This window comes from Streptomyces sp. JLBJ103, from assembly GCF_058215575.1.
Genome location: NZ_CM177089.1, coordinates 1,907,867 through 1,926,416, shown reverse-complemented (window position 1 = coordinate 1,926,416; position 18,550 = coordinate 1,907,867). Strand labels below are relative to the sequence as shown.

The 18,550-nt window shown below is 72.9% G+C and carries 16 protein-coding genes and 1 riboswitch; of the genes, 11 read left to right on the top strand and 5 right to left on the bottom strand.

Annotated features, from left to right (window positions below; translation table 11 throughout):
- Positions 1-9 precede the first annotated feature (9 nt).
- From AC4BEG_RS08270 to AC4BEG_RS08260, 3 genes are all read left to right on the top strand, one after another.
- Positions 10-1,392 (top strand): M16 family metallopeptidase, encoded by a 1,383-nt coding sequence (locus tag AC4BEG_RS08270; protein ID WP_490707024.1) that lies wholly within the window; start codon positions 10-12, stop codon positions 1,390-1,392.
- Positions 1,393-1,608: 216 nt separating this feature from the next.
- Positions 1,609-1,771, top strand: a riboswitch (cyclic di-AMP (ydaO/yuaA leader).
- A 14-nt stretch (positions 1,772-1,785) separates the two neighbouring features.
- A complete protein-coding gene (locus AC4BEG_RS08265; RefSeq protein WP_490705248.1) occupies positions 1,786-2,571 on the top strand; it encodes a M23 family metallopeptidase in 786 nt (261 codons plus the stop codon).
- Between the two features lie 229 nt (positions 2,572-2,800).
- Positions 2,801-3,562, top strand: coding sequence for a GntR family transcriptional regulator (locus tag AC4BEG_RS08260; protein WP_490705247.1), 762 nt, complete (start codon positions 2,801-2,803; stop codon positions 3,560-3,562).
- Between the two features lie 163 nt (positions 3,563-3,725).
- On the opposite strand, the gene AC4BEG_RS08255 is transcribed toward AC4BEG_RS08260, so the two are convergent.
- The gene (locus AC4BEG_RS08255) at positions 3,726-4,007 is read right to left on the bottom strand and encodes an HPr family phosphocarrier protein (RefSeq protein ID WP_201878511.1); all 282 of its coding nucleotides are present in this window, start codon (positions 4,005-4,007) and stop codon (positions 3,726-3,728) included.
- 236 nt (positions 4,008-4,243) lie between these two features.
- Here AC4BEG_RS08255 and AC4BEG_RS08250 point away from each other — a divergent pair, with 236 nt between their 5' ends.
- From AC4BEG_RS08250 to AC4BEG_RS08230, 5 genes are read left to right on the top strand one after another with little or no spacing between them, the layout of a single operon-like run.
- Positions 4,244-7,114, top strand: a complete 2,871-nt coding sequence (locus tag AC4BEG_RS08250; RefSeq protein ID WP_490705246.1) for a bifunctional acetate--CoA ligase family protein/GNAT family N-acetyltransferase — start codon at positions 4,244-4,246, stop codon at positions 7,112-7,114.
- Between the two features lie 19 nt (positions 7,115-7,133).
- Positions 7,134-7,637: a hypothetical protein gene (locus AC4BEG_RS08245; protein ID WP_490705245.1), complete on the top strand. Its 504-nt coding sequence runs from the start codon at positions 7,134-7,136 to the stop codon at positions 7,635-7,637.
- Between the two features lie 10 nt (positions 7,638-7,647).
- A complete protein-coding gene (locus tag AC4BEG_RS08240) occupies positions 7,648-8,244 on the top strand; it encodes a DUF5998 family protein (protein WP_201878531.1) in 597 nt (198 codons plus the stop codon).
- Positions 8,244-9,470: an alkaline phosphatase family protein gene (locus AC4BEG_RS08235; protein ID WP_490705244.1), complete on the top strand. Its 1,227-nt coding sequence runs from the start codon at positions 8,244-8,246 to the stop codon at positions 9,468-9,470. The genes AC4BEG_RS08240 and AC4BEG_RS08235 overlap by 1 nt, the downstream gene beginning before the upstream one ends.
- A 45-nt stretch (positions 9,471-9,515) precedes the next feature.
- Entirely contained in the window at positions 9,516-10,244 is a 729-nt protein-coding gene (locus AC4BEG_RS08230) for a thymidine kinase (protein WP_490705243.1), read from the top strand.
- 29 nt (positions 10,245-10,273) lie between these two features.
- On the opposite strand, the gene AC4BEG_RS08225 is transcribed toward AC4BEG_RS08230, so the two are convergent.
- Positions 10,274-11,050: a VOC family protein gene (locus tag AC4BEG_RS08225; protein WP_490705242.1), complete on the bottom strand. Its 777-nt coding sequence runs from the start codon at positions 11,048-11,050 to the stop codon at positions 10,274-10,276.
- A gap of 289 nt (positions 11,051-11,339) precedes the next feature.
- Here AC4BEG_RS08225 and AC4BEG_RS08220 point away from each other — a divergent pair, with 289 nt between their 5' ends.
- A complete protein-coding gene (locus tag AC4BEG_RS08220) occupies positions 11,340-12,176 on the top strand; it encodes a sulfurtransferase (RefSeq protein WP_490705241.1) in 837 nt (278 codons plus the stop codon).
- 101 nt (positions 12,177-12,277) lie between these two features.
- On the opposite strand, the gene sepH is transcribed toward AC4BEG_RS08220, so the two are convergent.
- Positions 12,278-13,387, bottom strand: coding sequence for a septation protein SepH (gene sepH, locus AC4BEG_RS08215; protein WP_490705240.1), 1,110 nt, complete (start codon positions 13,385-13,387; stop codon positions 12,278-12,280).
- A gap of 448 nt (positions 13,388-13,835) precedes the next feature.
- On the opposite strand from sepH, the gene AC4BEG_RS08210 reads away from it, so the two are divergent.
- Positions 13,836-14,681, top strand: coding sequence for a hypothetical protein (locus tag AC4BEG_RS08210; RefSeq protein WP_490705239.1), 846 nt, complete (start codon positions 13,836-13,838; stop codon positions 14,679-14,681).
- Between the two features lie 46 nt (positions 14,682-14,727).
- On the opposite strand, the gene AC4BEG_RS08205 is transcribed toward AC4BEG_RS08210, so the two are convergent.
- Both AC4BEG_RS08205 and AC4BEG_RS08200 read right to left on the bottom strand, forming a co-directional pair.
- Entirely contained in the window at positions 14,728-16,053 is a 1,326-nt protein-coding gene (locus tag AC4BEG_RS08205; protein WP_490705238.1) for a D-arabinono-1,4-lactone oxidase, read from the bottom strand.
- Positions 16,007-17,260: an MFS transporter gene (locus AC4BEG_RS08200; RefSeq protein WP_490705237.1), complete on the bottom strand. Its 1,254-nt coding sequence runs from the start codon at positions 17,258-17,260 to the stop codon at positions 16,007-16,009. The genes AC4BEG_RS08205 and AC4BEG_RS08200 overlap by 47 nt, the downstream gene beginning before the upstream one ends.
- 146 nt (positions 17,261-17,406) lie before the next feature.
- Between AC4BEG_RS08200 and AC4BEG_RS08195 the strand changes: the two genes are divergently transcribed.
- The gene (locus AC4BEG_RS08195; protein WP_490705236.1) at positions 17,407-18,549 is read left to right on the top strand and encodes a ferrochelatase; all 1,143 of its coding nucleotides are present in this window, start codon (positions 17,407-17,409) and stop codon (positions 18,547-18,549) included.
- The last annotated feature ends 1 nt before the right edge of the window (position 18,550 follow it).

Genomic DNA, 18,550 nt, shown 5'->3' with positions numbered 1-18,550 from the left:
ACCGCGACCATGACCTTCCACCCGCAGCCGACCGGCGGCGCCCCCAGGCCGTGGGCGTTCCCCGCCCCCGAGCGCGGGGAGCTGTCCAACGGGCTCACGGTGCTGCGCTGCCACCGCCCCGGCCAGCAGGTCGTGGCCGTCGAGGTCAATCTGGACGCCCCGCTGGACGCCGAGCCCGCCGGGCTCGACGGAGTGGCCACGATCATGGCGCGCGCCCTGTCGGAGGGCACCGACAAGCACGACGCCGAGGAGTTCGCCGCCGAGCTCGAGCGCTGTGGCGCCACCCTGGACGCCCATGCCGACCACCCGGGCGTGCGGGTCTCCCTGGAGGTCCCGGTCTCCCGGCTGCCCAAGGCGCTGGGGCTGCTCGCCGACGCGCTGCGCGCCCCCGCCTTCCCCGACAGCGAGGTCGAGCGGCTGGTGCGCAATCGGCTGGACGAGATCCCGCACGAGCTGGCCAACCCGGCCCGCCGCGCCTCCATGGCGCTGTCCAAGGAGCTGTTCCCGGCCGAGTCGCGGATGTCCCGGCCCCGCCAGGGCACCGAGGAGACCGTCGAGGGCATCGACGCCGCGGCGGTGCGGGCCTTCTACGAGGCGCATGTCCGCCCGTCCACCGCGACCGCGGTCGTGGTCGGCGACCTCAGCGGGGTCGACCTCGATCAGGCCCTCGCCGACACCCTCGGCGCCTGGACGGGCGGACCGGCCGCGCCCCGGCCGGTCCCGCCGATCGTGGCCGACGACACCGGCCGGGTGGTGATCGTCGACCGGCCCGGCGCGGTCCAGACCCAGCTGCTGCTCGGCCGGATCGGCGCCGACCGCCACGACCGCGTCTGGCCCGCCCAGGTGCTGGGCACCTACTGCCTGGGCGGCACCCTCACCTCCCGGCTCGACCGCGTGCTGCGCGAGGAGAAGGGCTACACCTACGGGGTGCGCTCCTTCTGCCAGGTGCTGCGCTCCACGGCCTCCTCGCCGTCCGGCGGGTCCACGGGCGCCGCGATGCTGGCGATCAGCGGCTCGGTGGCCACCGAGGTCACCGGCCCGGCGCTGGAGGACCTCTGGAAGGTGCTGCGCGGCGTGAAGGAGGAGGGGCTGACGGACGCCGAGCGGGATGTCGCCGTGCAGAACCTCGTAGGCGTCGCCCCGTTGAAGTACGAGACCGCGGCCGCGGTCGCGGGCACCCTCGCCGATCAGGTCGAGCAGCATCTTCCGGACGATTTCCAGGCGCAGTTGTACGCCCGGCTCGCCGAGGCCGGGACAGTGGAGGCCACCGCCGCGGTGGTGAGTGCCTTCCCGGCGGACCGGCTGGTCACGGTGCTGGTCGGGGACGCCTCGGAGATCGAGGAGCCGGTCCGCGCGCTAGGCATCGGTGAGGTGAGCGTCGTCTCGGGCTGACCCCGGCAGGACCTCCGGCCGTCCAACGGGCCGTCAGCGGAAGGACCCTGGCATCGTGTGCGATGTCAGGGTCCTTCCGAATGCCCGTTTTATAGGGAGGTTGGCTGTTTGGTTTGTGGGGAGGGCAACAAAAATCCGGATCTGTTTGGTGATCGAAAGACGGCCCGTTTAGCGTCAGTCCGGCTGTTCGCCATCCGCACGCCGCGCCCGCGGCACGAGCAGCCATCGCCGAGTCCCCGTACGGCGCGAGCCAGGGGAGCCGGGGACCCAAAGTCCCCTGGGGTGAATCGGGCGCCTTGTCCTTCGGGGCGAGGGGTCCGTAGGAGACCTTCCTGCTCCGAACCCGTCAGCTAACCCGGTAGGCGAGAAGGAAGGAAAGGAGTGCGCCACAGCATGGCGTTCACCCGTGCCACCGGGAAGCACCGCCGTCCCCGACGGTCCGTCCGCACCGGCGCGAACATCGCGGGAGTCACCACCGTCGCCTCGGGTGTGGTCGCCGGTATCGCCGGTCCCGCCCTCGCCGCCGAGGAGCCAGCTCCCGAGCAGACCGGGTTGCAGCAGGCGATCGTGATCGATGAGGGACTGGCCGACCAGATCCAGGCCCAGGCGCAGTCCCAGGAGACCGCCGCCGCGGAGGCCGCGGCCAAGGCGCGGGCCGAGACCATCGCCCGTCAGGAGGCCGCCAGGAAGGCCGAGGCGGCCGCGAAGAAGGCCAAGGCGGAGCGCGAGGCCAAGGAGCGCGCCGCGCGCGAGGCCGAGCGCAAGCGCCTCAACACCTTCGTCGCGCCGATCTCGGGCTCCTACGTCTCCACCGCCTACAAGGCGTCCAGCGGTCTGTGGTCCTCCGGCAGCCACACCGGGATCGACTTCCACGCCGCCTCGGGCACCTCGGTGCACGCGGTCGGCTCCGGTGAGGTCGTCGAGGCGGGCTGGGGCGGCTCCTACGGCAACAACATCGTCATCAAGATGAAGGACGGCACGTACACCCAGTACGGCCACCTGTCCTCGATCAACGTCTCGGTCGGCCAGTCGGTTACCCCGGGCCAGCAGATCGGCCTCTCGGGCGCCACCGGCAACGTCACCGGACCGCATCTGCACTTCGAGGCGCGCACCAGCCCCGACTACGGCTCGGACATCGACCCCGTGGCGTATCTGCGCTCCCACGGCGTCAACGTCTGACCCACCCCGCGCGAGGACACCCTCCGCGCACCAGACCGTGCCAAGGCCCCGTCCGCCGGACCGGACGGGGCCTTCGGCATGCGCAACCCGCCCGACTGACCAAAAATATCCATGAATTCCGGTCCGCCATCGGAAATTCCCTCGGTTTGGAATAGAGTTGTCGAACGCCCGGCAATCGGGTGCGTTTCGCTGGGATTAAGGCGGAGGTTCGACAGTGGGGGGACCGGAAGTGACCGGGGATGCGGCCGCGATTCCGGGTGGTCGGCGGATTTCGGCGCACGCGGTGTGCGCGGCGATTCGCGACGACATCGTCTCCGGTGTCCATCCGCCCGGCAGCCGGCTCACCGAGGAACTGCTCGCCCGTCGTTACGGCGTCTCGCGGGTGCCCGTGCGGGAGGCCCTGCGCACCCTGGAGTCCGAGGGGTTCGTGACCACCCGGCGCCACGCGGGCGCCTGTGTCGCCCAGCCCTCCGAGCGGGAGGCGGCCGACCTCCTCGACATCCGCGGGCTGCTGGAGCCGCTGGGCGCCGCCCGCGCCGCCCAGCGCCGCACCGAGGCCCATCTGAAGGTGCTGCGCGGTCTGGTCCGGCTCGGGCAGGAGCGGGCCCGCCGCGGCTCCCTCGGTGAACTGCGGCCGCTGGACGACTGGTTCCACGAGACGCTCGCCCAGGCGTCGGACAGTCCGAGCCTGGCCGCGCTGCTGGTCCAGGTGCGCCGCAAGATCGCTTGGGTGTACGCGGCCGCTCCGGCGCGGCAGTCGGAGTGGCCGGTGCGGGCCGCCGCCGACCGGTCCGATCCGGCGGCGCGGGCCGTGGAGTCCTGGGCGGAGCACGGCGCGCTGGTGGACGCGGTCGCGCGCGGTGACGCGGACCGCGCGAGGATCCTCGCCACCGCGCACACCGAGCGCGCGCTCTCGGAATTCCGGCTGCGCCGTCCGGCTCAGGTGAGGACTTCGAAACATTCCGTCAACACGGCGAGCGGGCGGAATTAACATGGCTCGCGTATAAAAGTTTCCGGCTCCGCCCTTTTGGCAAAGTTTTGTCAGGGGCAGGAATTCGGAAACGACAGGGCCGCGGTGACCATTCCGGTCACCGCGGCCCTGTCGTACGAGAAAGGACCCGGCGGAATACGGGGCAGCCGAATCACCCGGTGGGTCAGACGGTCTCGGGAAGCTCCTCGAGACCGTCCGCCACGAGCTTCGCCAGGCGGTCGAGCGCGACCTCGGCGTCGTCCGCGTCGGAGGCCAGGACAACCTCCTCGCCACCCTGCGCGCCCAGGCCGAGCACGGCCAGCATGGAGGCGGCGTTGACCGGGGTGCCGTCGGCCTTGGCGATCGTGATGGGGACGCCTGCGGCGGTGGCCGCCCGGACGAAGATCGACGCAGGGCGGGCGTGCAGGCCCTCGGCCCAGCCGATGGTGACGCGGCGCTCAGCCATGGTGTTGCCCTTCAGGTGTGACGGGTGTGCTGTTGTCTAGACCAAAATCATACGGTGTCCGGGTTCACCCGAACGATGCCCGAGTGAGCCCGGCTGTGTCCGGACCGGTCCGATACGGACCTTCCCGCGACACCCGGCCCCGACGCAAGGGGGTCCACCATTCGGACCGGCTGCCGGATCCGGACGGGCCCGTTCGGACCTGCTCCCGATGGCCGCCCGGCCCTTAGGCTTGCCCCATGCCGACGCCGCCGGACCAGCATGCCTACCCGACCCACTGGGAGGCCGATGTGGTGCTACGGGACGGTGGCACCGCCCAGATCCGCCCCATCACCCCCGATGACGCGCAGCGGCTGGTCAGCTTCTACGAGCACGTCTCCGACGAGTCGAAGTACTACCGCTTCTTCGCCCCCTACCCGCGTCTGTCGGACCGCGACGTCCATCGCTTCACGCACCACGACTACGTCGACCGGGTGGGTCTGGCGGCGATCGTGGGGGGCGAGTTCATCGCCACCGTGCGCTACGACCGCATCGACGGCCGGGGCCGCTCCGCCAGTGCGCCCGCCGACGAGGCCGAGGTCGCCTTTCTGGTCCAGGACGCGCACCAGGGCCGTGGTGTCGCCTCCGCCCTCCTGGAGCACATCGCCGCGGTCGCGCGCGAACGCGGCATCCGCCGCTTCGCCGCCGAGGTGCTGCCCGCCAACATCAAGATGATCAAGGTGTTCACGGACGCGGGCTACACCCAGCAGCGCAGCTTCGAGGACGGCGTCGTGCGCCTGGAGTTCGACCTCGAACCCACCGACCGCTCGCTGGCCGTCATGCGCGCCCGCGAACAGCGCGCCGAGGCCCGCTCCGTGCAGCGGCTGCTCGCCCCCGGCTCCGTCGCCGTCATCGGCACCGGACGCGCCCCCGGTGGAGTCGGCCGCACGGTGCTGCGCAATCTCCTGGACGGGGGCTTCACCGGGAGCCTGTACGCCGTCAACCGCGCCTTCCCCGAGAGTGGCGCGCCCCTCGACCCGGAGGGCGTTCCCGGCCATCGCGCGCTGCGCGAGATCGACGGCCCGGTCGACCTGGCCGTCGTCGCCGTCCCCGCCGGGCAGGTGCCGTCCGTAGTGGCCGACTGCGGTGAGCACGGCGTCCAGAGCCTGGTCGTGCTCTCCGCCGGATACGCCGAGAGCGGGCCCGAGGGCCGCGCCCGCCAGCGCGACCTGGTCCGCCAGGCGCGCACCTACGGCATGCGCGTCATCGGCCCCAACGCCTTCGGCGTCATCAACACCGCCGACGGGGTGCGGCTGAACGCCTCCCTCTCTCCCCAACTGCCCATCCCCGGACGACTCGGTCTTTTCACCCAGTCCGGGGCCATCGGCATCGCGCTGCTTTCCGGGCTGCACCGGCGCGGGGCGGGGCTGGCCGGTCTGGCCGGGATCGCCGGGATATCGACCTTCGTCTCCGCGGGGAACCGCGCCGATGTCTCGGGCAACGATCTCCTCCAGTACTGGTACGACGACCCGCAGACCGACGTGGCCCTGATGTACCTCGAATCCATCGGCAACCCGCGGAAGTTCACCCGGCTCGCCAAGCGCACCGCCGCGGTCAAACCGGTGGTGGTGGTCAAGGGCGCCCGGCACAGCGGCGCCGCCCCCACCGGCCATGCCGTGCCCACCACCGGGATCCCCGACGCCACCGTCTCCGCCCTGCTGCGGCAGGCGGGCGTCATCCGCGTCGACACCGTCACCGAGCTCGCCGACGTCGGCGTCCTGCTCGCCTCCCAGCCGCTTCCGGCCGGGCCGCGCGTCGCCATCCTCGGCAACTCCGAGTCCCTGGGGATGCTCACCTACGACGCCTGCCTCACCGAGGGGCTGCGCCCGCTGCCGCCCCGCGATCTCACCACGGCCGCCGAGCCCGGGGACTTCCGCTCCGCCCTCAGCGAGGCGCTCGCCGACGACGGGTGCGACGCGGTCGTCGTCACCGCCATCCCCTGGGTCGGCGACACCTGCGCCGCCGATCTCGCCGCGGCCGTGCGCGAGGCGGCCGACGCGGCCCCGGGGCCCGGCGGCGCCAAGCCCGTGGCCGTGGTCCATCTGGAGATCCCCGACCTGGTGGAGTCCCTGGCCGGGATGCGCGACGAGCGCGACGCCCCGCGGGCCCGGCGGATCCCGGCGTACCCCGCGGCCGAGCGGGCCGTCCGGGCGCTCGCCGAGGCCGTGCGGTACGCGCGCTGGCGCCGGGAGGAGTCCGCCGAGCCCGGACGGGTGCCGGAGTACGACGACATCGACGAGTCCGGGGCCGCGGCCGACATCGAGGTGCTGCTCGCCCCGGCCGCGAGCGCCCCCGCTGAGAACGTCCCGTTCGCCGGCGTCCCGGCCGAGGGCCGACCGTCCCCCGGCGCCCCGCTGCCGGACGACACCGCGACCGCCGCGGCCGGTGTCGAGCTGTCCGCCGCCGACACCCAGCGGCTGCTGGCCCGCTACGGCGTCAGCGTGCTGCCCGCCCTGCCCGCGCCCGGCCCCGACGCCGCCGTCCGGGCCGCCGAGCGGCTCGGCTTCCCGGTGGCGCTCAAGCCCACCGCCCCCCATCTGCGCCACCGCACCGACCTGGGCGGCGTACGGCTCGGCCTCGGCAGCGAGGTGGAACTGCGCCGCGCCTACGCCGAGTTGACCGACTACCTCGGCCCGCCCGAGGAGCTGGGGCTGGTCGTCCAGCGGATGGCGCCGCGCGGTGTGGACACCGTGGTCCGGGCCGCGATCGACCCCGCGGCCGGGGCCGTGCTCTCCTTCGGCCTTGCCGGTGCCCCCTCCGAACTGCTCGGCGACACCGCCCACCGCCTCGTCCCGGCCACCGACCGGGACGCCGCCGGGCTCATCCGGTCCATCCGGACCGCCCCGCTCCTCTTCGGCTGGCGCGGCTCCAAACCCGTCGACACCGCGGCCCTGGAGGAGCTGCTGCTGCGGGTGTCACGTCTGGTCGACGACCATCCCGAAATGGTCGCCGTCGACCTCGAACCGGTCGTTGTCGCTCAGCGCGGTCTGTCGGTGCTCGGCGCCTCCGCCCGCCTCGCCCCACCCCCCGTCCGGACCGACCTCGGTCCCCGCCACCTCCCCGCCTACTGACCGCCAGGAGGTCCTGACGGTGGACACCACATCCCCGTACCCGGCGATCCGGCTCCCGGAGAGATCCTGGTGGGACTGGGACGTCCTCGCCCGGGACTGCGGCGCGTTCCGGCCGGCCGCCGGGCCCGACCTCAGCTACGGCCACGGACCGGAACTCGTCTTCCGCGGTCCGGCATTCGTCAGCTGCCCCACGGCGTTCCACGATCCGGCCTTCGCGCCGACCCCCGGGGAGCCGGCCGCGGTCCCCCGGCACCTCGGTGAACAGCCGACCGTCCTGGTCGCCTTCGAGGCGGACGCCCACGGCCCGGAGCCCGTCTCCTGCCTCGTCGCCGCGGAGCGGCTCGAGATCGTGCGGCGGCACGTCCTGCGGTACGGGCGCGACGATGCGCCCCCCGGTCAGCGCTTCGCGCCGTGGGTCCGCCCCGCGGCGCACCGGACGGGCCCTCCGGCCGCGGGCCCCGGTGGGTCCCGAACCGGCCGTCCGCGCATCCGTACGGCCGGACCGGCCACACCCACGGATTAGGATGGTGCACATGGCGAAGACCGGTACGACGACCCAGGGGCTGCGCGCGGCGATCGAGCGCAGCGGCTATTACCCGGCACTCGTGGCCGAGGCGGTGGAGGCCGCCGTGGGCGGGGAACCGATCGTCTCGTACCTCGTCCACCAGGAGACCACCTTCGACGCCAACGAGGTCCGCCGCCATGTCACGGTCCTCGTCCTCACCCGCAACCGCTTCATCGTCAGCCACACCGACGAGCAGGCCGCGGACGGCACCTCGCCGTCGCCGTACGCCACCACCTCCACCGAGTCGGTGAAGCTCCAGCGGATCTCCTCGGTCGTGGTCAGCCGGGTCGTCGCCAATCCCGAGTCGTACACCCCGGGCACCCTGCCGCGGGAGGTCGTGCTCACCATCGGGTGGGGCGCGGTCAACCGGCTGGACCTGGAGCCCGCCGCGTGCGGCGATCCCAACTGCGAGGCGGACCACGGCTACACCGGCTCCTCCACCGCCGACGACCTGAGCCTGCGCGTCAGCGAGGCGGGCGACGGGCCCGACAGCGTCCGCCAGACCCTCGCCTTCGCCCAGGCGCTCTCCGAGGCCACCGCGGCCACGCCGGACTCCGGCCGCTGATGTCCGGTTCCGCCACCGGCCCCGCCCCGGCCGGCTCCGCCTGGCCCGAGCCCGCGCCGCTCGACCCGCGTTCCGCGCCGCTGCCGAAGTACGGCTCCGCGTCGCTGGCCGATCTGCTGCCCGCCGTCGTCGCGGGGCAGGAGGTCCCGGGCTTCACCTCCGGGCTCACCCTCGCCCCCGCCGACCGGGTCTGCGTCTTCCTGGTCGACGGTCTCGGCTGGGAGCTGCTGCGCGCCCACCCCGCCGAGGCGCCCTTTCTGACCACGCTGCTGTCCAGCTCGCTGAACGGCACCGGGGCGCCGCTGACCGCGGGCTTCCCGTCCACCACCGCGACCTCGCTGGCCTCGGTCGGCACCGGGCTGCCGCCGGGTGCCCACGGGCTGCCCGGCTACACCGTGGCCGACCCCGCCACCGGCCATCTGATGAACCAGCTGCGCTGGCAGCCCTGGACCGATCCGCATCTCTGGCAGCCGTACCCCACGGTCTTCCAGCAGGCCGACGCGGCGGGTGTGCACACCTGCCAGGTCTCCGCGCCGACCTTCGAGGAGACCCCGCTCACCAAGATCGCGCTGAGCGGCGGCACCTTCCACGGACGGCTCACCGGCGAGGAGCGGATGGACCTCGCGGCCGAGCAACTCGCCGCCGGGGACCGCTCGCTGGTCTACACGTACTACAGCGAAGTGGACGGCAAGGGCCATCGCTTCGGTGTGGATTCCATGGAGTGGCGTGAGCAACTCCGCTATGTGGACCGGCTCGCCCAGCGGCTCGCCGAGCAACTCCCGCCCCGCTCCGCCCTCTACGTCACCGCCGACCACGGCATGATCGACATCCCCTTCGACCCGGAGTCGCGGATCGACTTCGACGAGGACTGGGAACTGCGGGCGGGCGTCGCGCTCCTGGGCGGCGAGGGCCGTGCCCGGCATGTGTACGCGGTCCCCGGAGCCGCCGCTGATGTGCTCGCGGTCTGGCGAGAGGTGCTGGGCGACCGGATGTGGGTGGCTGGGCGCGACGAGGCCGTCGAGGCGGGCTGGTTCGGCCCGCCCGGCGACGGCGGCGGGGTGGAGGAGCGGGTCTACCGGCGGATCGGCGATGTGGTGGCCGCCGCTGCCGACGATGTCGCGATCGTCGCCTCGGAGACCGAGCCGAAGGAGTCCGCGATGGTGGGGCTGCACGGTTCGATGACCCCTGTGGAGCAGTTGGTGCCGCTCCTCGAAGTACGCTCCTGAAGCGCGATCCGTCATCTCCGCCGTACGAAAGGCTCTGCCGCCCTCATGCCCGAGCTGGTGTTCTTCTCCGGAACCATGGACTGCGGAAAGAGCACCCTCGCTCTTCAGATCGAGCACAACCGCTCGACGCGCGGACTGCAAGGGATGATCTACACCCGGGACGACCGGGCGGGCGAGGGCAAACTCTCCTCGCGGCTGGGGCTGGTCACCGAGGCGGTCGAGGCCGTCGAGGACCTGGACTTCTACGCCCATGTGGTCGGGGTGCTGACGGCCGGGGGCCGGGCCGACTACGTCATCGCGGACGAGGCGCAGTTTCTCGCCCCGGCCCAGATCGACCAACTCGCCCGGATCGTCGACGACCTGGGTGTGGACGTCTTCGCCTTCGGCATCACCACCGACTTCCGCAGCAAGCTGTTCCCCGGCTCGCAGCGTCTGGTGGAACTCGCCGACCGGGTGGAGGTGTTGCAGGTCGAGTCGTTGTGCTGGTGCGGGGCGCGGGCCACGCACAACGCACGTACCATCGGCGGCCGGATGGTCGTCGAGGGCGCCCAGGTCGTCGTGGGCGACGTCAACCAGCCGGAGAGCGCGGTCGGTTACGAGGTGCTGTGCCGCCGCCACCACCGGCGCCGGATGACGGCCGCCACCGCCCACGCCGCCGCCCTGTCACCGGATGTGCTGCCCGTCGACGCGCCCTCCGGGCCGGTGGCGGCCGGTACGGGGTCCGACGGGACCGCGCACCGGCGTCACCACGACCCGGCCTCCACCTCTGCCTGAGAGGCCCTGAGGCCGTGGCCGCCGTACCGTCAGCCGTTCGCGGCCCGTACGACGGTGAAGGCCGCGCCCTCGGGGTCGGTCACCGTGGCCCAGCGCCCCGCCGTCCCCTCCGACGGCGGCCGCACCACCTGGCCACCGGACGCGGTCACCCGGCGTACCGCCTCGTCCACGTCCGTCACCGCGAAGTGCGTCATCCAGTGCGGTCCCCGGTCGCGCGGCAGCGCGCCGCCCACGCTCCGGATCGCGCACACCGGCCGCCCGTCCAGCCGCAGGGTGCGGCAGCGGGAGTCAGCCGGGTCCGCGGGCTCCGGCTGGTAGCCGAAGACCATCTGGTAGAACTTGGCGACGCCGACGGCGGAACGGGTCATCAGCTCGTGCCAGACGGGTGTGCCCGGCGCCCCGGTCGCCGGGATCTCCGGCTGGTGCACCTCCTGCCACACCCCGAACACCGCGCCCTCCGGGTCGGCCGCCAGCAGCATCCGCCCGGCCTCGTCCGCGTCGAGCGGGCCCACCGCCACGGTGCCGCCGCAGGCACGGATCATCTCCGCTGCCTCATCGGCGTCGTCCGACGCCAGATAGGTCATCCAGGCCACCGGAAGATGGCGCTCCGGAGGCAGTTCACCCAGCCCGGCGACCGGTCGGCCGCCCTGTACCGCGCGGACGTACGCGCCGAGCTGCTGTGGGCCCGGTGTGAACTCCCAACCGAACACGGCGTGGTAGAAGTCCTGTGTCGCGGCAAGGTCGTGCACCATCAGACTCGTCCAGCAGGGCGTGCCCGGTGTGCGCCGAGTCGCTGCCTCGGTCATAGGTCAATCTCTCCTCGGACCATTTGTTGTGGTCGTACGTCCCCGGACGCCGGTCGGCGGCGCGGGGCGGTGGTGCGGAGGTGTTGCTGTGGGGGTCCGGAAGATATTTGCACCACCCGTCGTGGAGCGCCCCCCGGCCGCGCCGCAATTCGCGGGTTCCCACTGGAGAATGCCCGAAATCACACGGTGCATCCGTTTCGGCTTCATTGCGGTCCTGTGGCCATCAGCTGTACGTCGGGTGACTCGATAGTCCAAAAGTCGCAGGGATTTCTACGTAAGGATGGTTCCCATGAATCCCCTCATCACCGCATCTGGCCTCATGGGTGAGATGGCTGGAGACCGACCGCCGCTGCTGCTCGATGTGCGCTATCAACTCGGTGGTCCTCCGGGGCGCCCCATGTACGAGGCGGGCCATCTGCCCGGTGCCGTCTACGTCGACCTCGACACCGAGCTCGCGGGATCGGCCGGAGCCGCAGGGCGTCATCCGCTGCCCGAACTGTCCACCTTCGCTACCGCGATGCGTGGGGCCGGGGTCGGCCGGGACCGGAGCGTGGTGACCTACGACGGCGGTCAGGGGTGGGCGGCGGCGCGTGCGTGGTGGCTGCTGCGCTGGGCGGGACATCCGTCCGTACGGGTGCTGGACGGCGGTCTGCCCGCCTGGACGGCGCAGGGCGGCCCGCTGACCACTGACGTCCCCACCGTGGCCGAGGGGGACTTCGTCCCCGAGCCGGGCGCCGTGCCGCTGCTGGACGCGGACGGCGCGGCGGCGCTCGCCCGGCGCGGTGTGCTGCTGGACGCGCGGGCGGCCGAGCGGTACCGGGGCGAGGTCGAGCCCATCGACCCGGTCGCCGGCCATATCCCCGGCGCGGTCTCCGCCCCCACGGCCGAGAACGTCACCGCCGACGGCCAGTTCCTGCCCCCGGCACGGCTGGCCGAGCGCTTCGCGGGGCTGGGCGTCACGGAGGCCACCGAGGTGGGGGTGTACTGCGGTTCGGGTGTCTCGGCCGCGCACCAGGTGCTGGCGCTGGCGGCCGCGGGCGTACCGGCGGCCCTGTACGTCGGCTCCTGGAGCGAGTGGTCCGCCTCCGGTGAGCGCCCCGTGGCCACGGGCCCGCAGCCGGGCTGAGCGCGCCGGTGGGCCCCGCCGTCCCCAACGGGGCGGCGGGGCCCACCGGATGAGCACCTACGGGCCGTGGGCGCCCGGCGCGCGGCCGGGGCGCCCGGCGGCTACTCCTGCTTCTTGCGGCGGGTGCCGAAGACGATCTCGTCCCAGCTGGGCACCGCCGCCCGGCGGCCCGGACGGACCCCGTCTGCCTCCGCCTGACGGTCCGTGGTCCCGGTCAGCCGGTCGCGATGGCCCGCCACCGACCGCGGCATCAGCACATCCGCGTACGCCGAACCAGCGCTCGCCGCCGGGGCGGGCGGCTCCACGGTCTCCGGCTCCTCGGCGGGCTCGTCCGGCGGGGAGGCCGACGCGGCGGGCGCGTCGGGCACGACCATGTCCCCCCGGAAGTTGGGCACGGCCTCCAGCAGGCTGGTGAGCGAGTCCCGCTCGCCGCCGATGCCGTCGTCCGCCGAAGCGGACGCCGATGCCGACGTGGGGCTGTCGGTCTCCTCGCCGCCGCGCTCGCCCGACATCCGGTCGCGGTCTCTCTCCCGGTCGCGGTCGCGGTCGCGGTCGCGCGGCAGCCGGGCGATCCTCGGCACGAAGGGGAAGCTGGGCTCGGGGGTGTCGTCCGCCTCGCCGATCAGCGCCCGCGCCTCGTCGTCGACGGCCTGCACCAGCCGCCGGGGCGGGTCGTAGGTCCAGCTCGCCGAATGCGGCTCACCGGCGACCCGGTAGACCAGCAGCACCTCCCAGGTGCCGTCGTCACGCCGCCAGGAGTCCCACTGCGTGGTGTCCTTCTCGGCGCCGCGCAGCAGCAGCCGCTCCGCGACGGCCTCGCCGAGCTGCGGGCCGGTGTTCTCGCCGGGGCGGCGCACGGGCGTCTTGCGGGCGCGCTCGGCCATGAACGCGCGCTCCGCGAGCACCGGGCCCTCGAAGCGGCGCACACGATCGACGGGGATTCCCGCCATCTGCGCCACCTCTTCGGCAGAGGCGCCGGCGCGTATACGGGCCTGGATGTCACGGGGTCGCAGATGGCTCTCGACCTCGATCTCGATCTGGCCGAGCCGAGCGCGGTCATTGCGCACCGCGGCGCGCAGTCGCTCGTCGATGGGAAGTGTGTACTCCGTGCTGTCCGCAGCCTTGAGCACCAGCCGTGTGCCGTCGTTGCTGACGGCCACGACACGCAGTTCGGGCATGGGGACCTCCCGGGTGGTGCCTGCCGACGTCACGGTTGCGTCGCTGCTCTCCCGCTAGACGAGTGTGGCCTGCCCGGGTGCAGCCTGCCACAACTTTGCCGAGTTGCCCGGCGTGTCGGGCATGGTCCCCGATCCGCCGTTATGGCACGGTGACCTGTTTGCAACCCAAAGTGACGGCGCTGTCACCTCGGGCGGCGATCCCCATGTCATGTCGCGGCGGCGCCCGTTGAGTTGCCGCCTTCCGGCCCCTCTCGTTGGGTCCGGGCAGCCGGACGGGGGGAGGGGGGCCAGGGCTCGCCACAGTACTCCATTCGGGCCGCTCGGGTGGAGCGGCGCGCCAGCCGAGTTCGGCCGCGGCATGGTGATCGGACCCTCAGTCCTTCGAAGTGGGTCCGGATGTGGGTGGCAAGGTTCACAGAATCGCCAGAATCGGAACGATCCGCTTCGTTTATCGGTCACTTCTCCTTGCAGGCTGGAACGAATGTCCACGCAAGGGCGAGAGATGCACGGCAAGGCCGAGAGCGACGGACAACAGAAGAGCGGGCGGGCGGAGCTGAGCGTGGCCCAGGTGGCCGGGAGCGCGCTGGCGGCCGTCGCCGCCGCGGTGCTGGCCTCCAAGCTCGGTGTGTACGGCACGATCCTCGGCGCCGGTCTGGTGAGCGTGGTCGCGACCGCGGGCGGCAGCATCTTCCAGCATCTGTTCCGGCGTACCGGTGAGCAGATCAAGGAGGCGCGGGACCAGACCCGGACCGCGCCCCGCGCCGGACGCGGCGCCGCGGCCGCGCCCAGGGAGCACGGCGTCTGGAACGATCCCACCACGCACGGCACCCGGCTGCGCGGCGGGCGGCGGCCCGCGCTCGCGGCGCTGGCCGTGTTCACCGTCGCCATGGCGGCCATCACGGGGATCGAGTGGGCGTCGGGCGGTCCGGTGTCCAACGTCTGGGGCGGCGACCGGGGCGGGACAACGGTCAGCGAGAGTGTCAACGGCCCGTCGGGCTCCTCGGGGTCGAAGAACGACCCCGAGCCGTCGGACACTCGTCCGGAGACCCCGTCCCGGGACCGGGGCCCCGAACGTGGCTCCTCTCCCTCCGCGAGCCCTTCCCGCGAGCGCGGCGACGGCGGTGCCGGCCGTCCGGCCACGCCGACGCCCGGCCCGTCCAGGTCCTCCGGTGCGGGGGGCGGTGACGGCGGCGCGTCCCCGGATCGCACCCCCGGCACCTCCGACCCCACCCCGGCTCCCTCGACGCCCCCGTCGCAGAGCGCTCCGGACGGGAGCACGGGCACCGGGGGCGCCACGCCCGAGCCGGACTCCTCCGCCGCTGAGTGACTCCGTGCGGTGCGCGACCCCGCGCCGGAGGAGCCGGGACCGGGCGTCAGTCGCCGAGCACCCGCCGCAGATAGTCGTTGGCGAACAGCCGGTCGGGGTCCAGCCGGTCGCGGATCGCGGTGAACTCACCGAACCGTGGATAGACCCCGGCCAGATAGGCCGCGTCACGGCTGTGCAGCTTGCCCCAGTGCGGGCGGCCGCCGTGCGCGGTCATGATCTGCTCGGCGGCGGTGAAGTACGCCCGGTGCGGTGTGCCCCGGTACAGATGCACCGCGATGTACGCGGTGTCCCGGCCTGAGGCGGTGGACAGCGGGATGTCGTCGGCGGGCGCGGTGCGCACCTCCACCGGGAAGCTGACCCGCAGATCCGAGCGGTCGACGGTCCTCTTCAGCTCGCGCAGCGCGTCGACCGCGGCCTCGCGCGGCAGGGCGTACTCCATCTCCAGGAAGCGGACCCGGCGCGGACTGGTGAAGACTTTGTAAGGAATGTCCGTGTAGCTGCGGGCGGACAGCGCCCGGCTGGAGATCTTGGCGATGCCGGGGATGGTCGCGGGGACCGCCCGCCCCACCGAACAGGCCATCTGGAAGATGCCGTTGGACAGCAGCTCGTCGTCGACCCAGCCGCTGACCCGGCCCACCGGCTCGGCCGGACCCCGGCTGCGGTTGTTCCGCTTGGTGTTGCAGTTTCCGGTGTGCGGAAACCAGTAGAACTCGAAGTGCTCGTTCTCGGACACCAGGTGCGGGAAGTCGGCCAGCACCCGGTCGAAGGGCATCGGCTCCTCCCGCGCGGTGAGCAGGAACTCCGGCTCCACCCGGAAGGTGATCGCGCTGACCACACCGAGCGCGCCCAGTCCGACCCGTGCCGCCGCGAAGATCTCCGGGTGCTCCTCCGCAGAGCAGCGCAGCACCGAGCCGTCCGCCGTCACCAGTTCGAGTCCGGCGATCTGGGCGGAGATCGAGGCGCTGTCCCGGCCGGTCCCATGGGTGCCGGTGGAGGTGGCCCCGGCCACCGTCTGCTCCATGATGTCGCCCATGTTGGTCAGCGAAAGACCATGGGCCGCCAGCGTCTCGTTGAGCTGCTTGAGCGGGGTGCCCGCGGCCACCGTCACGGTCCCGGCCCCGCGGTCCAGATCCCGTATCCCCACCAGCCGGTCCGGGCGTATCAGCAGCCCGTCCGTGGCGGCGGCGGTGCTGAAGGAGTGGCCGGTGCCCACCGCCTTCACCGTCAGCCCCTCGGCCGCCGCCCCGCGCACCGCCGCGACGAGGTCCTGAGTGGACGACGGACTCACACTCCGCGCCGGACGGGCCGCCACATTGCCCGCCCAGTTACACCACACGCTGCTCCGACCGGTCCTCACGGTCCTGACAGCCATCCGCACCCGACCCCTCCCGTTCTGGCGCCGACCGCAGCCGGCGGTATCCGAGGAACGCCACCGCCGCCGCGAGCGCCCCAGCCACCGCCGACACCAGGTACCCCGCCCCGGCCCCGGCGGCGTCGACCACCCAACCGGCGATCGACGAGCCGAGCGCCACCCCGACCGCGAGCCCGGTGGTGGTCCAGGTGATGCCCTCGGTCAGATTCGCGCGCGGTACATGCCGTTCGACGAGGGCCATGGTGGTGACCATGGTCGGAGCCACCGTCATGCCCGCGACGAAGAGCGCCCCGGCCAGAAACGGCAGGTTCCCGACCAGTAGGAGGGGGATCATACTCACGGCCATCGCACAAATACCCACCAGCCACTGGCGGGACACCGCCCCGCGCGGTCTCTTCATCCCGAACACCGCGCCCGCCAGACACGAGCCGAGCGCGAATACCGACAGCACCAGGCTGGCCGCGGCCTTGTGGCCCTCCTCCTCGGCGAAGGCCACCGTCACCACGTCGGTCGCGCCGAAGATGCCGCCGGTCGCCGCGAAGGTGGCCACCAGCACCCGCAGTCCGGGCGAGCGCAGTGCCGAGCCGCCGGTGTGGTGCTCGCGCGGATGCGGAACCGGCTCGGTGGCGCGCTGGAGGGTCAGCGAGAAGACGCCGACAGCCAGAAAGCAGGTCGACAGCAGTACGCCCGCCTCCGGGAACCAGGCCGTGGACAGACCGATCGAGATCACCGGTCCGACGATGAAGCACACCTCGTCGACGATCGACTCCCAGGCGTACGCGGCGTGCAGCTCCCGCGGCGCGTCCTGGTGGATCGCCGCCCAGCGGGCCCGCACCATCGCCCCCACGCTCGGGACGCACCCGGCCGCCGCGGCCCAGACGAACAGCGTCCAGTCCGGCCAGCCCCGGCGCGCGCTCACCAGCAGCCCCGCGACGCCGATCAGCGCCACGAGGGTCGCCGGGCGCAGCACCTTGCGCTGGCCGTACCGGTCCACGAGCCGGGAGATCTGCGGCCCGGCGACCGCCACGGACAGCGCGACGGTGGCCGCGAGCGCGCCCGCCAGTCCGTACCGGCCGGTGAGCTGGGAGATCATCGTGACGATGCCGACGCCCTCCATCGCGATCGGCAGCCGCCCGACAAAACCGGCGAGGGAGAACGCCGTGGCGCCGGGAGTGGCGAAGAGCGCACGGTAAGGAGACTTGGGCACGACAGCGGCTCCGCCGATGAACAGGGCTGGACAGCGGGACAGGCCCGCTGGGTAAGGAACGTGAGAGCTGATACAGCTTACGGCCACCGCCGGTTCCGCGCAGGGGTATTTCCTGCCTGTCAGAGGCTGGTGGCAGGATCGGGAGCATGCCGGATCTGTCAGAACAGCCATCTCCCGCCCCGTACGACGCCCTGCTCCTGCTCTCCTTCGGCGGGCCGGAGGGGCCGGAGGACGTCGTCCCGTTCCTGGAGAACGTGACGCGCGGACGGGGCATCCCGCGCGAGCGGCTGACGGAGGTCGGCCGGCACTACTTCCTCTTCGGCGGCGTCAGCCCGATCAACGCCCAGAACCGCGAGCTGCTCCAGGCACTGCGCAAGGACTTCGCCGAGCACGGGCTCGATCTGCCGGTCTACTGGGGCAATCGCAACTGGGCGCCGTATCTGACCGACACTCTGCGCGAGCTGGTCACCGACGGCCATCGCCGCATCCTGGTGCTGGCCACCAGCGCCTACGCCTCCTACTCCGGCTGCCGCCAGTACCGGGAGAACCTGGCGGACGCGCTCGCCACGCTGGAGGCGGAGGGGCTGCCGCTGCCGCGCGTCGACAAGCTGCGGCACTACTTCAACCACCCCGGCTTTGTGCGCCCCATGGTGGACGCGACGCTCGCCGCGCTCGGCGAGCTCCCCGAGGGGCTGCGCGCCGCGGCGCACCTGGCCTTCACCACCCACTCCGTCCCGACCGCCGTCGCGGACACCTCCGGGCCCCCGGCGGACCACGGCGAGGGCGGCGCGTATGTGGCCGAGCACCTCGAGGTGGCCCGGCTGGTCGCCGACGCGGTGCGTGAGCAGACCGGTGTCGACCATCCGTGGCGCCTGGTCTATCAGTCGCGCAGCGGCGCGCCGCACATCCCGTGGCTGGAGCCGGACATCTGCGACCACCTCGAGGAGCTGCACGGCGAGGGCGCGCCCGCGGCGGTCATGGTCCCGATCGGCTTTGTCTCGGACCACATGGAGGTCAAGTACGACCTCGACACGGAAGCCGCGGCCAAGGCAGCCGAGCTGGGCCTGCCGGTCTCCCGCGCCTCGACCGTCGGTGCCGATCCGCGGTTCGCGGCGGCGGTCCGCGATCTGGTGCTGGAGCGCGCGGCCACCGAGCGCTTCGAAGAGGGCGGGGCGGCCGCCGCCCCCGAGCGGTGCGCGCTGGGCTCCCTCGGCCCGAGCCATGACCTCTGCCCGGTGGGCTGCTGCCCGGCCCGCTCACCGCGCCCCGCGGCCGCGGGCATCGACTAGG

Bases quoted from the DNA above. Each gene is read 5' to 3' on its own strand.
- AC4BEG_RS08270 (WP_490707024.1), top strand. From the start codon at position 10: ATGACCTTCCACCCGCAGCCGACCGGCGGCGCCCCCAGGCCGTGGGCG.
- AC4BEG_RS08265 (WP_490705248.1), top strand. From the start codon at position 1,786: ATGGCGTTCACCCGTGCCACCGGGAAGCACCGCCGTCCCCGACGGTCC.
- AC4BEG_RS08255 (WP_201878511.1), bottom strand. From the start codon at position 4,007: ATGGCTGAGCGCCGCGTCACCATCGGCTGGGCCGAGGGCCTGCACGCC.
- AC4BEG_RS08250 (WP_490705246.1), top strand. From the start codon at position 4,244: ATGCCGACGCCGCCGGACCAGCATGCCTACCCGACCCACTGGGAGGCC.
- AC4BEG_RS08240 (WP_201878531.1), top strand. From the start codon at position 7,648: ATGGCGAAGACCGGTACGACGACCCAGGGGCTGCGCGCGGCGATCGAG.
- AC4BEG_RS08235 (WP_490705244.1), top strand. From the start codon at position 8,244: ATGTCCGGTTCCGCCACCGGCCCCGCCCCGGCCGGCTCCGCCTGGCCC.
- AC4BEG_RS08230 (WP_490705243.1), top strand. From the start codon at position 9,516: ATGCCCGAGCTGGTGTTCTTCTCCGGAACCATGGACTGCGGAAAGAGC.
- AC4BEG_RS08225 (WP_490705242.1), bottom strand. From the start codon at position 11,050: ATGACCGAGGCAGCGACTCGGCGCACACCGGGCACGCCCTGCTGGACG.
- AC4BEG_RS08220 (WP_490705241.1), top strand. From the start codon at position 11,340: ATGAATCCCCTCATCACCGCATCTGGCCTCATGGGTGAGATGGCTGGA.
- AC4BEG_RS08210 (WP_490705239.1), top strand. From the start codon at position 13,836: ATGTCCACGCAAGGGCGAGAGATGCACGGCAAGGCCGAGAGCGACGGA.
- AC4BEG_RS08205 (WP_490705238.1), bottom strand. From the start codon at position 16,053: ATGGCTGTCAGGACCGTGAGGACCGGTCGGAGCAGCGTGTGGTGTAAC.
- AC4BEG_RS08195 (WP_490705236.1), top strand. From the start codon at position 17,407: ATGCCGGATCTGTCAGAACAGCCATCTCCCGCCCCGTACGACGCCCTG.